Here is a 13,404-nt window from a genome sequence, read left to right on the forward strand (position 1 = left end):
TGGTTACAGCAAGTTCTGGTATGGGGGTTCGTTTGTCAACAACCTCAACAGGAGTTTTACTTGTAGGTGCAGAAGTTGTTTGAGGAGTCTTTTTATTTAAAGTCTGTTGTGCCTTGTCTTTAACTCCAGAGAAAACGCTGCCAATGCCTTTTTGGATTTGGGAAAGGCGCTGTGGGAGTGAGATATTAGAAGCTTGATTCTGAATAGTATTTGTCACCGCTTCAGTACTGGGGATCGCAGTTTGTTGCGTCTTTGGTGTGACTTGCCGACGTAATGACAAAGTTTGCGTTACCGACCAACCCAAAAGTGCCACACTAGCCACATGACCAAGCAAAAGACCCCCAGTAATGCGTCGGGCAAATACCCATAATACTAAAGCGTAGAAAAATCCTACACCACTCCAAATAAAATCATTCTTGCGATGGATTTCCGGGAAAAAGAAAGCTGCTAAGTAAATAGCTAAACTACCAAGACCGACCGTCAAAGCTAGGACATATGCCAGCATTTTGTGGTTACTCCTTACTGTGTCATTTGACTAAGAATTCAAAATTCAGGAGCCAGAAGCCAGAATACTTTCTATGAGACTAGCGTATGACTCGTTAATACAGCGAAGTTACTTTGAAGCAGAAGAAAAAAAATTCAAAACCTCTTTAATACTGTATCCTTTTATGGTTCAGATTCTCTGACTCCTGTAGAGACGCGAAATTTCGCGTCTCTACTCAATTTTGCAAATTTTGCGGGAAAATTGTTGATTAGGATACAAATTAAAATTAATTATCTATGTAAGGTGTGAATTTTTCCAGTCCTAAAGAACTCTTAATCTCTTCTTTAGGAGAGAAGGTAAAATCTCGGACTACCCTTAAAGATGAAAGGATCTGCAAGAGTTAGCCAAAAGAATTTATGACCCTACAAAGCTTTGGTGTGATTGGTTTAGCCGTTATGGGTGAGAACATCGCTCTAAATGTCGAGCGTAATGGTTTCCCAATTGCAGTTTACAACCGCTCACGCGAGAAAACCGATGCCTTCATGGCACAGCGTGCCCCAGGAAGGAACGTAAAAGCAGCTTTTACCCTAGAAGAGTTTGTTGCGTCTCTAGAACGTCCCCGCAAAATTTTAGTGATGGTGCAAGCTGGTAAGCCGGTGGATGCAGTAATTGCCCAGCTAAAACCTCTGCTGTCTGAAGGCGATATTATTATTGACGGTGGCAACTCTTGGTTTGAAGATACTGAAAGACGCACCAAAGAATTAGAACCAGACGGATTTCGGTTTATTGGGATGGGCGTCAGTGGTGGTGAAGAAGGAGCGCTGAATGGTCCTTCACTCATGCCAGGAGGTACAGAAAGTTCTTATGAGTATCTATCGCCAATTTTTACCAAAATTGCCGCCCAAGTCGATGATGGTCCTTGTGTGACTTACGTGGGTCCTGGTGGTGCCGGTCACTATGTAAAAATGGTACACAACGGCATTGAGTACGGCGATATGCAACTTATCGCTGAAGCTTACGATTTGCTGAAAAATGCCGCAGGTCTTGACCCTAGTCAGCTACACGAAGTTTTTACTGAGTGGAACACCACTGACGAACTGAATTCGTTTTTGATTGAAATTACAGCAAATATTTTCCCCTACATTGACCCAGATACAAATCTACCTTTGGTGGATTTGATTGTGGACGCAGCAGGGCAAAAGGGTACAGGACGCTGGACTGTGCAAACTGCGTTGGAATTGGGGGTTGCGATTCCCACAATCACAGCGGCAGTAAATGCCCGGATTATGTCCTCGATTAAAGATGAGCGGGTTGCTGCATCGAAGATTCTGACGGGTCCCACTGGCAAATATGACGGACAGACCAAGGACTTTATCAATATGGTGCGCGATGCTCTATATTGCTCGAAAATCTGCTCATACGCTCAAGGAATGGCACTTTTAAGTACAGCTTCCAAAGCGTATAATTTTAACTTGAATTTAGGCGAAATGGCGCGGATTTGGAAGGGTGGCTGTATTATTCGCGCTGGATTCTTGAATAAAATTAAGAAAGCTTTTGACGAAAATCCTGCACTACCTAACTTGCTATTGGCTCCGGAATTCAAACAGACGATTCTCGACAGACAATCAGCTTGGCGCGAAGTGTTATCGACAGCAGCTAAACTGGGGATTCCCGTGCCGGCATTTAGTGCGTCATTAGATTATTTTGACAGCTATCGACGCGATCGCCTACCCCAAAACCTCACTCAAGCACAACGCGACTACTTCGGAGCGCATACTTACTTACGGACTGATAAACCTGGTACTTTCCACACTGAATGGGTGCCAATTGCGGAAACTAAGTAAGCTTTCACACCTCTACATTTTGTGAAAGTTTAAAAGGTCTAGGTTGGAGATTTGAGGGTGACTCTGAATTTCAGAGTCACTTTCTTTTGGGAAATTGGGCATTGGGCATCTCCAAAAATTAAATATGCGTTATCCAAACCCCAAGAGACGCGAAATACGAAGTCTCTACATTCTTTTTCACTCCTATGTCTATTGGGCATTGGGCATTGGGCATGGGGAATATCATGTCCGCTTAATTAAACATTAATAAAAACATTTCAACCGTCGTAGAGACGTTCCGGCAAAACGTCTCTACAATGGGCGCAAAACGTCTCTACAATGGGCGCAAAACGTCTCTACAATGGGCGCAAAACGTCTCTACAATGGGCGCAAAACGTCTCTACAATGGGCGCAAAACGTCTCTACAATATATGTGATTTGTTGGACATGATATAATTGGTAATCAAACCTTTTACACTCATTCTTAAAGCGCCGTATTTCAACCCTAGGCTTCCAGCCTAGGGCTAAACGAACCAGAGCTTACCTGCGCTTACAGTCCTTGTCATGCGGACTTTATTTTTGTAGCCGCGACTTTAGTCGTCGGGCATTTTTGCAATTGATCGTTAGTCTATAAACCCGTATTTATTCGTGATTTTAAGGATTATTATTTCCGAGAAATTTCTTTTTTAATTCTTCTAATTCTTCATCTAGTTGGCTTTTGCTAGAAGGCTGAGAGGTTGGCTGTGGTGGTGGTGGTTTTATGTTTTTTTGCTGTTTGTTACCGCCAAGAAATTGTGTTTTCATTTCTTCTAATTCCAGATCAATTTGGCTGTTAGTTTTTATGACAACCGTAGGTGGAGAAGTTGGGGGTGGCTGAATCGTGGGTTTTGCTGATTTGGGCGGTGTGGCGGCTAGATGCGGCTGTTGATTCAAATCTCTAAGAACTTCATCTACTGTTTGGTAACGACGCACAGGGATGCTTTCTAGCATTTTATCGAGGACTCTACCTAACTCCTGGTTAATAGGAGTTTTCAAGTATTGCCGCCAAATCCAAGTATCGTTGTTAATATCATAGGAGTCAAAAGGCGATCGCTCGGTTAATAAGCAAACACAAGTTGCACCCAAACTGTAGATATCGCTGGCAAAAATAGCTTTTCCTCTAATTTGTTCTGGTGCTACATATTCCGGGGTTCCTATACTTGTACCAGTTTGATTTAAGGCTGCGTTGCTAGCAATTTTCGCTGCACCAAAATCGACTAAAACTAGATCCCCCCAACCCCCCTTAGAAAGGGGGGATCGTCGGATAATATTTTCTGGCTTAATGTCGCGATGAATAACTTGTTTTTGATGACAAAATTGCAACACGGATAATAAATCATTCAGTAATTGCCGTATTTGCGTTTCGTTAAAAGCGCCGTTTTGTGCTGATTCCTGTGCTAGGTTTTGCCCATCGATGAATTCTTGGACGAGAAACTGGCGATCGTCTTGGGTAAAATATGCCAGTAGTTCGGGAATTTGCGGATGCTTGCCCAATTCATCTAACCGCATCGCTTCTTGGGTAAACAATTCAACGGCTTTTTGTAAGGTGCTAGTGCCCTGCGCTTGGGGGTAAAATTGTTTAATTACACAACGCGGTTTTGAAGGCTTATCCTCATCCACTGCCAAAAAAGTGATGCCAAAACCACCTTGCCCTATCGGTTTGATAGCACGGTAGCGTTCTTTGAGGAGTAATTTGGAACCGCAAGTTTGGCAAAACTTGACATCATCAGCGTTTTCTGGTTTTGGACACCGGGGATTGAGACAGTAGCTCATGTTGAGGATTTTGGGATACCTGTCTTTATTGTGCCGCAGCGTAGACGCCATCAGGGGTCTATTCTAGATTCGCCAATTATCGAGCTTCAAATTGTAACCAAGTGTTTGAATGCGTTGATAATGTGGTAAATTACCAGTAATTAAGGTTAAGTTGTTTTGGATAGCGATAGCCGCAATTATAGAATCGGCAAGTCCTATCGGTTGTCCTGTTCGTTCTAAATCTGCATATATCCGTCCAGCCAATTCCGCGTCAGCTAGTTCCAATGTTAACACCTCAGCAGCGGCAATCTCAACAAACAACTCGTGTATTTTATCTTCGCGTTGGCGTTTATGCCAGCCTTTGACAATTTCCAAGACTGTGATTGTGGAGATGGTATAGTGACCAAAAACGCCTAGATAAACAGTAGCCCTAGATACTACGCGCTGATCTATACGTTTAAGGCTTTCAGAAAGAATGTCTGTGTCAAGTAGTACTTTGTCCAAAGCGTTGATTTAGTGGGTGTGCTGCTCGATCTCTCATGATTTCTTCAAGTATCTCATCTATTAGCTCAGGTTCGTCGGCATAAAGTCCAAGTAAGGGGTAATTCTCAGCTTCTGTCACCGCTAGTTGATCAATGGCGTCTGTTATTAGTTGCGACAAGTCACAATGACGCGATTTTGCCAACCAACGTGCTTTTTCAAGGGTTTTTTCGTCGAGTTGCAATTCTATTTTTTCCACGGGGTAAGATTTGAGAGCATGTGTGATGCAGCGATTTTAGCATTTGGGAGAACGCAAGCTGTGAGAGAGCGATCGCACCAACTAAACCTCGTCTACTTTGAAAACCATAGTTTTCTGCCAAGAGTTTGAGATTGCTTCCTTGCGTCGCAATGACACATCTTAATAAGAGCAAAACTCCAGGTTTCATCATGGACGAGGTTTAACTAATATTAAGAGATTTTTTCAGTTCGCTAAAAGGGAAACCAACTAACCAGATTTCCAATGGTTTAGGTTTCGTCATTATAGATATCTTCTTCTGGGTCATTCCACTCATTAAATCCTGTTTCGGCAAGTTGCATCATTGTCACGGTTTCGAGCCTTTCTTCAATCTCTGCTATCAGTGCTACAAGTTCTTCAACTGGTAGCTGAAAAATCATCGCTTTAATTTCTTCAATATTGGCATTCACTGTCATAAACAATATTCCTTCTCAGATGCTTTGATTTTATAGATTTGCTCGTAGCGGAATGCTTTAATAACTGAACCTTCGGTAACAAAAGCTATACTGGGACGTAGATACTCAAATGCAAAAATTACCTGATCTCGATAACCTTGGTCATTTTCACATACCCATATTGACATAAGTTTTTTATCAATAAAAGATTTACACCAATATGGAGTTTCTACTACAGAAGGAGTATTAGAGCTTTCCTGTATTATCTCTATTTCATCAGTATCAGCTATTGGGAATAGTGTAAGTGTTGTATTTGGGAAAAATAGTTTAACTTGGTCAAAGCAGAGTTGATTGCCAGCAAATTCTTTGTCTTCGACAATTGAGACTGCTGTTAAAGTCTCTCCGATTGGGAATTCATCTATTGCCATATTTTTCACGTTTTTTTCTAGCTTGTTTAAGAATTTTTATTGCAGTTTCGGCTTCTTCGTCTCCCTCGGCTGCAAGATTTGCTAATTCTCCAACTTTCATATTTTGATAATCGCTTTGTAACTGATTAACCTGACTTTGCCCTCCCCCACGCTCTCGAATTGCATCGGCGATAATATCATCTTTTAGATTAACAAGATTGCCGAGTTTTTTCAGTCCACCTGCCGTTAGGTTAACTCCATCCCGCTCATCCATTGAGCATTTAACCTATTTGCATCAAGAGCTAAGAAAGTTCTGCCAAATCCCCCTTCACCAATTGGCTGAATCGCTTGATATTGATTTTTTAAGAGCAATTGTGAGCCACAAGTCAAGCAAAATTTTGTTGCATCTGAGTTTTGGGGTTTTTGGCAATTGGGAGTGAGGCAATAAGTCATACTGGGGATGGTTGGCAGATTTTTCTAGAGTAAGTGTAACCAAAATTACTCTTGAACACTCCAAGCGTGGTGAATTGAGGATTAAAATTTAAACGCAGAGGGGCACAGAGGTAAGCGCACTCGTTTCGCGGAGAATTTGTAGCCCTGGCGAATGGAATTCGCGGCTATACAGACAAAACCCGCCTACGCGGGTTTCAAATTCATTTTTTCTTAGTCCGCGTAGGCGGACTTCGTTTGTGTAGCCCCAGACTTCCAGTCTGAGGGTGCAGTGCAGTCAAAGCAATTTTTACCTTAACCTTGTCTACAAGCTATAAAGTATGTCTAGATGAAACCATAAAGTTATTGAGGCGAAAATCTGTATGACAAGCTACCAAACCAACCAAGAAGCGATCGCTACCGATGAAGAAACCACCATCATCAACCATGTGGAAATAATCGAAAATGTCATCGATACCCTAGAACAAGATGACAGTGCAATGGTTAACCACACCGCAGAAGGTGGTATTTTGTGGAAGTTTAAATACGGTAGTGTAGAAGTGTTTGTTCAACTCAACGGGACAACCGATGAAGACACCTTAACCGTTTGGTCTGCGGTGTTAAAGTTACCCGCGAAAGATGAACCGAAGTTGATGCGGCAGCTATTGGAAATGAACTGCTCTGGCACTTTTGAAGCTCGTTTTGGTATTATTGAAAATCAAGTGGTTGTCATCGCCATACGCACTCTCGCGGATTTGTCTGCTGGGGAAGTTTCTCGTTTAATTACTGTCGTGGCAAGCATCGCCGATAACAACGACGATGCGTTACAATCTGAGTTTGGTGCAGCTTAAAAGATTTTGGATTTTGAACCGCAGATGAACGCAGATGGACGCGGATAATAAGCAGGTTTGGCGACTAATTCCGCTATTAGAAGCACCGGGACAAGTGCAGATGGCTATTGACTGCTGGTTGTTAGAACAGCATATTTTGGGACATCCGTCAAGTTTGCGGTTTTACACTTGGTCGCCACCTGCCATTTCTTTAGGCTATCATCAACGTGAATATCCCGCATATTGGCAAGGTATCATCTGGCAAGGTGAGAAACTAGAATTGGTGCGGCGTCCTACAGGTGGACGGGCTGTCTTGCATCAAGGTGATTTAACTTATGGTGTAGTGACTTCCAGACTCAATGGGAGTCGTATTCAGATGTATGAAAAAATTTGCGAGTTTTTAATTCAAGGATGGCGATCGCTTGATGTAGAATTGCACTACGGTACAGCAGGACGCGGCTACATTCACAATCCTAACTGTTTTGGCACGGCAACTAGTGCAGATTTAGTTACAGTTGATAATTGCAAACTCATCGGTAGCGCTCAACTGCGACGTGGTAAGGCAATTTTACAACATGGTTCAATACGTTTGCAACCGAATGCAGAATTGTTTGCAACTGTGTTTGGTGCAGAATCTTTTACTTCTGTGCAATTTACTCAAAACCTAACTAGAGAAACAATTATTGCTGCTTTGGTTGCAGCAGCTATTGATTGTTTTGGTATTCAATTAATTTTGCAACCGTTATCAGAGGATGAGTGGAAACAGATTTTGGCGAAAAAATAGATGATTTTTATTAACGTTGTTAAATACACATAACCGTGGAAAAAATGTAGAGACGTAGCACTGCTACGTCTCTACAAGCAGTGGAACTTCTTTAGGGGTTCTGGATAACGCATATTAAAAGAGCGGTCGATGTCTAATATTATGTTTTTATAATTAACATTAATAAAAATATCGCAACCCTCGTAGAGACGTTCCGGCGGAACGTCTTTACATTATATGTAATCTACGAGACATGATATAATGGGTGGTGGCTTTTCAATTAAAAAATAAGTCCTGGTTGCAAAAACCAGAACTTTGATACACATTAAAAGCTAGAAACAAATCCTCATGCCATGTGGATGAAAGCACCTGCTAAAAGAGAACCTGTTGCACCAATAGCAATTAATAAATAGGTGAAAAATCTTCCTAATTCCGGGTTTAGTCCTAATACTTTATCTTCTTTACCTGCTGTGAAAAATAATGACCAAGCTTGGTTGACATTTATTGTCTCAAAGCTGTTGAAATCAGGTCTAAATACAACGGGTTCAAATAAATCTTTTTTAGGAAAGTCAAAATCAGTTCTCATTAGATATCTCCAAGTTTAATTTAAGTTTTTTTATTGATGTCTGCGTAACTAGAGATTTACAAAATTGTCAACCAAGCGATCGCACCATGTCCGGTGAAAAGTTCGATGGTTATAAGTGCAACAAAGCCAATCATTGCTAAACGACCATTCAGCTTTTCTGCATACTCGGTGAAACCAAAGCCTGGTTTTTCGTCTACGTACATTTTCGGCTCGATGGCGTAGTTATTTAGTCGGTTTTGTTCTTCTACTACATAGCTGCGTGATGTCATGGTTTTTTTCCTTAAGTTTGTTTTCTTGTTAAATAATGTAACACTATGTAAATTATTTTTGCAAGTGCTTGACAAAATAAAATATTTTTATAAATTTTATAAGGTGTGTTTAAGAGTTGCAAAATTAAGATAGGACTTACGCACTTGTTATGGAAAAACGAACCGCCAAGGGCGCCAAGGACGCCAAGATTCAGAGGTTAGAGAGAGTTTTTGCGTCAGTCAGGTAATATAATATTTCTCGGTTTGAAAGATAGAATGGCGCGTAAAGGTTACACTCTCCCGGTTTTCGCTGTGGCTGCGGCAAAGGCAGCTTTGGTGTGTTTGCAAAACGGCACGGATGTGATATTATCAGTGACGGTGGATTTGCTTGGTGAGGTAGCAGAGATTTTAGTTGAGCAAGTCGCTAGTTTGGAATCAAGAAGTGCGTTAGCGATCGCTCTGTCTGACCCAGGTGATAATTTGGATTTGACGAGGAATACTCCTATTTGGGCATGGGTGAAGTTATTACCACGAGAAGACGAGGCTTTGGTTTTGGAAGCGGGTGAGGGATTGGGGAAAACGGCAGGGGGAGAAGCTGCTATTTATAGTTATGCTCGACGGCTTTTTGAAGCGAATTTGTTACCGTTAATTCCTGAAGATAAAACTGCGATCGTGCGGATTATTCTTCCTGAAGGTCGTCAATTAGCTGAACGCACATCTAATGCAGCTTTTGGTATTTTAGAGGGTTTGGCGTTGTTGGGAACTAGTGGTATTTCTCAACCGATGAGTGCTGCTGACCACTTGGAAGAATTTCGCGCCATTTTGCAAGACAAAGTGCAGCGTTTTCCCAATTTGGTATTTTGTATTGGTAGCAATGGTTATTCTGTAGCGCAGCGTTTAGGGATTCCAGAAGAAATTATTGTTTCAACGGGAAATTGGCTCGGTGCAATGCTGGTAGAAGCGGGACTTTATCAAGCTGAATCGGTGCTGTTGTTGGGATACCAAGGAAAATTAATTAAGCTAGCAGGGGGAATTTTTAATACATCAAGTCATCTGGCGGATGCTAAGTTAGAGATTATTGCCGCTGCTGTTGCTCTTAAAGGTGATATTTCAGCAGTTCAGGCAATTTTGCAACTCAATACGGCTGATGAAGCGTATAAAAAGTTGGTGGAACTGAAGTTAGCAGATGCGGTGTTTGCTGGTTTGGCTGAAAAGATTAGCCAGAAAGCAGAGAATTATGTGAAAAAGTATGCCGATCGCTTTTTGAAGGTGGGGGTAATTTTGTTTGACCGTCAAGGTAAAATCATCAGTCAGGATACAAAGGCTAAGGAATTGCTCGATTTTTATTCGTAGTAAGGACTTCAGTCCTTATCTTAATTATATGAGGACTGAAGTCCTCACTACGAATTTACAACTCCTCTCCTGCTGGTAGGGGGAAGGTTTCACCCGCTAGGTAAGCTTCAAAATTCTGTTGAAAATACAACCATGAGGTCATATCTTCTCCTTCAATAAAGGATTTTGGTGCATTTCTATATAAAGGAACGCGGGTATTAATTTCATCTTGAAGCAGTTGCGGTAACTCGCTTAAACCATCGACTTTGCTACCGTAAGCACTGTATATCAAATGACCCTCACGCGCTCCCATTTTCATCCAGGGAAGCCATTGACCGATTCTATCCCAACTCAACCTAAGTTGAGAAACTGAGGGTAATTCTGAGTTGAATAAATCTGCGGTGGGGACGGTGAGTTTAAATAACTCTGCTGCCTGATAAGTTGGATTTGGGCAATATTCAGCAAACTTTGGATCGTCTGCTAGAGGATTGGGGTAAGTGGGAAATATGTCAAATACGAAGGTTGTAGTGTCACCATCTACTTGTGCAGGAAATTTACCTTTAAACTGACCTTGTACAGGACTATTTGCAACATGCATTACTGGCACTTTCTCACCCGTCCAAGGATTTTCCCATTTTTGGACAATTTCCTTTGTTTTTGGGTCGAGGTAGTAAGTCAGTTCTCTAGAAGTAAAATCCCACCCACCCTCTTTTGTGGGAATACACCTACTGACACTCACACCCAGCATCTGAAACAGCAGTTTTTTCTTCTCACCTGGGATAAAAGCGTAAATTGCACCTTTCCAGACCAAAAAGGTTGATTGGGTGGGATCGAGGGAAGAACGAGTCTTCACCCATGCTTGAGCATCAAATTCTTGGGTTTCGGCAACCATTTTGTGGCTCCTTGCTATGTGAGGTTAGAGGGGGGAAAGGGTCGTGTCGGCTCTATGCGATCGCAACTGACACATTATATAGTAGAGACGCTCCGATGGAACGTCTCTACCGTAGTGAGCGATGAGAGCGCTCCCGTATTGAGAAAGACAAGCGGCAATAATTTCACAATCAAGCTACAACAGTGTATGCGATCGCCATGATTATTCCAAAATTCCCAATTCCCTAATGCTAGGCTACAGTTAGCATTCTTCAAAAAGCAACTATGACTGCCCTTATCGTTAACTTGCATCCTGTCATTGAGCTAACTTCGGAGCAATTCTTCCAACTCTGCCAGAATAATCGAGATTTGCGCTTTGAGCGCACCTTTGAGGGAGAATTAATTATTATGCCGCCAACAGGCTGGGAAACTGGTAACAAAAATTCTAAACTCACCCAGCGCTTGGGCAATTGGGCAGATGCTGATGGTACAGGATTGGCTTTTGACTCGTCAACAGGTTTCAAACTTCCTAATGGTGCAAATCGTTCTCCCGATGCATCCTGGGTTAAACGAGAGCGAATCGAAACTCTCAACCCAAATCCAGCACGGTTTATGCCACTTGCTCCTGATTTTGCCGTAGAATTACGCTCTGCAAGTGATACTTTAGAGACATTACGACAAAAAATGCAGGAGTATATTAACTGCGGAGTGCGTTTAGCTTGGCTAATCGATCCTCAAAACCAACGGGTAGAAATTTACCGTCCAGAACAAGATGTGGAAATTTTGCAATCTCCTGCTAGCTTATCAGGTGAAGATGTTCTGCCTAGATTTGTATTGGATTTGACACAAATTTTAACTTAGGCAATCTTTAACAAACAGGCTCCATGCGTTGACGATTATTGAGGTTCTACAATAGACATCTGTTGGAAAACAATTATTGTGACGTAGCACAGAATCGTCTAATCAAGGGTTTCAGGCAACGCATAATTAAATTCGGTCGATGTCTAATAAATATTTCCCCCGTTTGCCAAAATCAGGGTGAGTGAGTGATGTTGTGGAACTTGCATAAAACTGAAAAGCTGAAGACGAGGGTAGGCAATATCCGCTTAGTCTTGCTAGTGGCTGTCATATTCTTTGTTCTTTGTCTAATATTTAGCCTGAATCGATATTACAGTTTTTACGCCTCATTCGATCAAGGCATTTTTAACCAACTTTTTTGGAATAGCATCCAGGGTCGATTATTTGAAAGTTCCCTTTCTTCAAGCCTTTCAACTAATGTTGCCCACAACAAAGAAGTTGCAGAAGTCTTTTACAAACATTTGGGGCAACACTTTAACCCAATTTTCCTCCTCTGGTTACCGCTTTATGCTTTGTTTCCTTCATCGGTAACACTTCTTGTTTTGCAAGTGACTTTGGTAACAGCTGCTGGTTTAGTTCTGTACGTTTTAGCTAGACAGTATCTTGAACCCGCTTTGGCAAGAATGATTACCGTCAGCTTTTATAGCGCTAACGCTGTTATTGGTCCGACTTTATCCAATTTTCATGACATCTCCGCAACTCCGTTGTTTGTATTTGCGCTCCTGTTGGCAATGGAAAAGCGTAGATGGTGGGTGTTTGGAGTTTTTGCGGTAATGCTTTTGGCAGTGCGGGAAGATTCGGGTGTGGCTTTGTTTAGTATCGGCTTTTATCTGATAATAAGTAAACGTTACCCCCGGATTGGTCTTGCTGTTTGCATCTCCAGCTTTAGTTATATGCTCTTGTTGACTGAGACGATCATGCCGTCATTTTCCCAAGACGTTTCCCAGCGGATGATGATTGAACGATTTGGGAACTATGCTAGTGGTAAGGAAGCTACCCCGCTGGAAATTATTTGGGCAATTGTCAGTAACCCTTTCAGGTTGCTAGAGCAAGTTTTCTCACCCTGGTTGAAGAAGATTAGATATTTAATCGCTCACTGGTTGCCTTTGGCTTTTGTGCCAGCTATCTCGACCGCAGCTTGGGCAACAGCGGGTTTTCCCATACTATACATTTTTTTGCAGCGGGGACAGTCACCTTTAGGGATTACTATTCGTTATGCGATGCCTGTAGTTCCTGGACTATTTTACGGGGCAATTATCTGGTGGTCGCAGCATCCGAAAGCCTTTAAACCTTCATTTCGGCGCCTTTGGGTGGGTTGTATTTGTGCTTCTGTGTTTTTTAGCTTTACATCCAACCCAAATCGGACTTTTGATTTTCTGATTCCTTATTCTATAAAGCCTTGGGTATATGTATCGCTACCCCAACAATGGCATCATGTAGGACAATTTCGTTCTTTATTAGCGCAAATTCCTTCTTATGCTAGCGTGTCTGCTAGTACCTATATTATACCGCATCTTTCCAGCCGTCGGGAAATTATTCGTTTACCGGCACTAGAGTTGAGAAATGATGCACGGGAGGTGATAAAGGTAGATTATGCGATCGCCGATTTGTGGCAATTGCAGCAATATGCACCCGCTTTCAAAAGCGATCGCGCTGAAGAGCAAGAACTTATCCAACTCATTGACCGTCTGACCACTAACCAAGAATATGGCATTATTGGCTTTGAAGATGGTGTCATCCTACTCAAAAAATCTGCCACCTCAAAAGAGGAAGCTTCATCTGCTTGGTTAGCTTTTCGCAAAGAAGTGGGGAG

Annotated in this window: 16 protein-coding genes and 2 pseudogenes; 7 read left to right on the forward strand and 11 right to left on the reverse strand. The window is 42.0% G+C overall.

Annotated features, from left to right (window positions below; genetic code table 11):
• A partial coding sequence (locus OGM63_RS27185; RefSeq protein ID WP_263748844.1) for a Ycf66 family protein occupies positions 1–505 on the reverse strand: 505 nt, incomplete at its 3' end.
• Positions 506–900: 395 nt separating this feature from the next.
• On the opposite strand from OGM63_RS27185, the gene gnd reads away from it, so the two are divergent.
• Positions 901–2,328 (forward strand): NADP-dependent phosphogluconate dehydrogenase, encoded by a 1,428-nt coding sequence (gnd, locus tag OGM63_RS27190; protein WP_263748845.1) that lies wholly within the window; start codon positions 901–903, stop codon positions 2,326–2,328.
• A gap of 843 nt (positions 2,329–3,171) precedes the next feature.
• Here the strand turns inward: gnd and OGM63_RS27195 are convergent.
• The 7 genes and pseudogenes from OGM63_RS27195 to OGM63_RS27225 all read right to left on the reverse strand — a co-directional run.
• Positions 3,172–4,119: pseudogene (locus OGM63_RS27195) on the reverse strand (protein kinase domain-containing protein); the annotation flags it as partial.
• A gap of 63 nt (positions 4,120–4,182) precedes the next feature.
• Positions 4,183–4,602: a PIN domain-containing protein gene (locus tag OGM63_RS27200; RefSeq protein WP_263748846.1), complete on the reverse strand. Its 420-nt coding sequence runs from the start codon at positions 4,600–4,602 to the stop codon at positions 4,183–4,185.
• The gene (locus OGM63_RS27205; RefSeq protein ID WP_263748847.1) at positions 4,583–4,837 is read right to left on the reverse strand and encodes a hypothetical protein; all 255 of its coding nucleotides are present in this window, start codon (positions 4,835–4,837) and stop codon (positions 4,583–4,585) included. The genes OGM63_RS27200 and OGM63_RS27205 overlap by 20 nt, the downstream gene beginning before the upstream one ends.
• Positions 4,838–5,103: 266 nt before the next feature.
• Entirely contained in the window at positions 5,104–5,289 is a 186-nt protein-coding gene (locus OGM63_RS27210) for a hypothetical protein (RefSeq protein ID WP_263748848.1), read from the reverse strand.
• The gene (locus tag OGM63_RS27215; protein ID WP_263748849.1) at positions 5,286–5,696 is read right to left on the reverse strand and encodes a DUF6334 family protein; all 411 of its coding nucleotides are present in this window, start codon (positions 5,694–5,696) and stop codon (positions 5,286–5,288) included. Before OGM63_RS27215 ends, OGM63_RS27210 begins: the two co-directional genes overlap by 4 nt.
• Entirely contained in the window at positions 5,683–5,949 is a 267-nt protein-coding gene (locus tag OGM63_RS27220) for a hypothetical protein (RefSeq protein ID WP_263748850.1), read from the reverse strand. Before OGM63_RS27220 ends, OGM63_RS27215 begins: the two co-directional genes overlap by 14 nt.
• An 11-nt stretch (positions 5,950–5,960) precedes the next feature.
• Positions 5,961–6,128: pseudogene (locus OGM63_RS27225) on the reverse strand (4-Cys prefix domain-containing protein); the annotation flags it as partial.
• A 359-nt stretch (positions 6,129–6,487) separates the two neighbouring features.
• Between OGM63_RS27225 and OGM63_RS27230 the strand changes: the two are divergent.
• A complete protein-coding gene (locus OGM63_RS27230) occupies positions 6,488–6,955 on the forward strand; it encodes a YbjN domain-containing protein (protein WP_263748852.1) in 468 nt (155 codons plus the stop codon).
• A 34-nt stretch (positions 6,956–6,989) separates the two neighbouring features.
• Positions 6,990–7,718 carry a lipoyl protein ligase domain-containing protein gene (locus OGM63_RS27235; RefSeq protein WP_263748853.1) on the forward strand — a complete coding sequence of 243 codons (729 nt, stop codon included), beginning with the start codon at positions 6,990–6,992 and terminating at the stop codon, positions 7,716–7,718.
• Between the two features lie 325 nt (positions 7,719–8,043).
• Here the strand turns inward: OGM63_RS27235 and OGM63_RS27240 are convergent, their stop codons facing one another.
• Positions 8,044–8,283, reverse strand: coding sequence for a hypothetical protein (locus tag OGM63_RS27240; protein ID WP_263748854.1), 240 nt, complete (start codon positions 8,281–8,283; stop codon positions 8,044–8,046).
• Positions 8,284–8,339: 56 nt separating this feature from the next.
• Positions 8,340–8,552 (reverse strand): CAB/ELIP/HLIP family chlorophyll-binding protein, encoded by a 213-nt coding sequence (locus OGM63_RS27245; protein ID WP_263748855.1) that lies wholly within the window; start codon positions 8,550–8,552, stop codon positions 8,340–8,342.
• Positions 8,553–8,807: 255 nt separating this feature from the next.
• Between OGM63_RS27245 and cbiD the strand changes: the two genes are divergently transcribed.
• Positions 8,808–9,884 carry a cobalt-precorrin-5B (C(1))-methyltransferase CbiD gene (cbiD, locus tag OGM63_RS27250; RefSeq protein WP_263748856.1) on the forward strand — a complete coding sequence of 359 codons (1,077 nt, stop codon included), beginning with the start codon at positions 8,808–8,810 and terminating at the stop codon, positions 9,882–9,884.
• A gap of 55 nt (positions 9,885–9,939) precedes the next feature.
• On the opposite strand, the gene OGM63_RS27255 is transcribed toward cbiD, so the two are convergent.
• Positions 9,940–10,755: a DUF1838 domain-containing protein gene (locus OGM63_RS27255; protein WP_263748857.1), complete on the reverse strand. Its 816-nt coding sequence runs from the start codon at positions 10,753–10,755 to the stop codon at positions 9,940–9,942.
• A 3-nt stretch (positions 10,756–10,758) separates the two neighbouring features.
• Between OGM63_RS27255 and OGM63_RS27260 the strand changes: the two genes are divergently transcribed.
• The 3 genes from OGM63_RS27260 to OGM63_RS27270 all read left to right on the forward strand — a co-directional run.
• A complete protein-coding gene (locus OGM63_RS27260; protein WP_263748858.1) occupies positions 10,759–10,956 on the forward strand; it encodes a hypothetical protein in 198 nt (65 codons plus the stop codon).
• A gap of 62 nt (positions 10,957–11,018) precedes the next feature.
• Positions 11,019–11,594, forward strand: coding sequence for a Uma2 family endonuclease (locus tag OGM63_RS27265; RefSeq protein ID WP_263748859.1), 576 nt, complete (start codon positions 11,019–11,021; stop codon positions 11,592–11,594).
• Positions 11,595–11,782: 188 nt separating this feature from the next.
• A partial coding sequence (locus tag OGM63_RS27270; protein ID WP_263748861.1) for a DUF2079 domain-containing protein occupies positions 11,783–13,404 on the forward strand: 1,622 nt, incomplete at its 3' end.

This window comes from Plectonema radiosum NIES-515 (assembly GCF_025753815.1).
Classification (GTDB): domain Bacteria; phylum Cyanobacteriota; class Cyanobacteriia; order Cyanobacteriales; family Nostocaceae; genus Hassallia; species Hassallia radiosum_A.

What these genes read in the sequence shown, in the direction of transcription:
- OGM63_RS27215 (WP_263748849.1), bottom strand. Translation starts at nt 5,696, where the DNA reads ATGGCAATAGATGAATTCCCAATCGGAGAGACTTTAACAGCAGTCTCA.
- OGM63_RS27265 (WP_263748859.1), top strand. Translation starts at nt 11,019, where the DNA reads ATGACTGCCCTTATCGTTAACTTGCATCCTGTCATTGAGCTAACTTCG.
- OGM63_RS27245 (WP_263748855.1), bottom strand. Translation starts at nt 8,552, where the DNA reads ATGACATCACGCAGCTATGTAGTAGAAGAACAAAACCGACTAAATAAC.
- OGM63_RS27255 (WP_263748857.1), bottom strand. Translation starts at nt 10,755, where the DNA reads ATGGTTGCCGAAACCCAAGAATTTGATGCTCAAGCATGGGTGAAGACT.
- OGM63_RS27210 (WP_263748848.1), bottom strand. Translation starts at nt 5,289, where the DNA reads ATGACAGTGAATGCCAATATTGAAGAAATTAAAGCGATGATTTTTCAG.
- cbiD (WP_263748856.1), top strand. Translation starts at nt 8,808, where the DNA reads ATGGCGCGTAAAGGTTACACTCTCCCGGTTTTCGCTGTGGCTGCGGCA.
- OGM63_RS27235 (WP_263748853.1), top strand. Translation starts at nt 6,990, where the DNA reads ATGGACGCGGATAATAAGCAGGTTTGGCGACTAATTCCGCTATTAGAA.
- OGM63_RS27220 (WP_263748850.1), bottom strand. Translation starts at nt 5,949, where the DNA reads ATGGATGAGCGGGATGGAGTTAACCTAACGGCAGGTGGACTGAAAAAA.
- OGM63_RS27240 (WP_263748854.1), bottom strand. Translation starts at nt 8,283, where the DNA reads ATGAGAACTGATTTTGACTTTCCTAAAAAAGATTTATTTGAACCCGTT.
- gnd (WP_263748845.1), top strand. Translation starts at nt 901, where the DNA reads ATGACCCTACAAAGCTTTGGTGTGATTGGTTTAGCCGTTATGGGTGAG.
- OGM63_RS27230 (WP_263748852.1), top strand. Translation starts at nt 6,488, where the DNA reads ATGACAAGCTACCAAACCAACCAAGAAGCGATCGCTACCGATGAAGAA.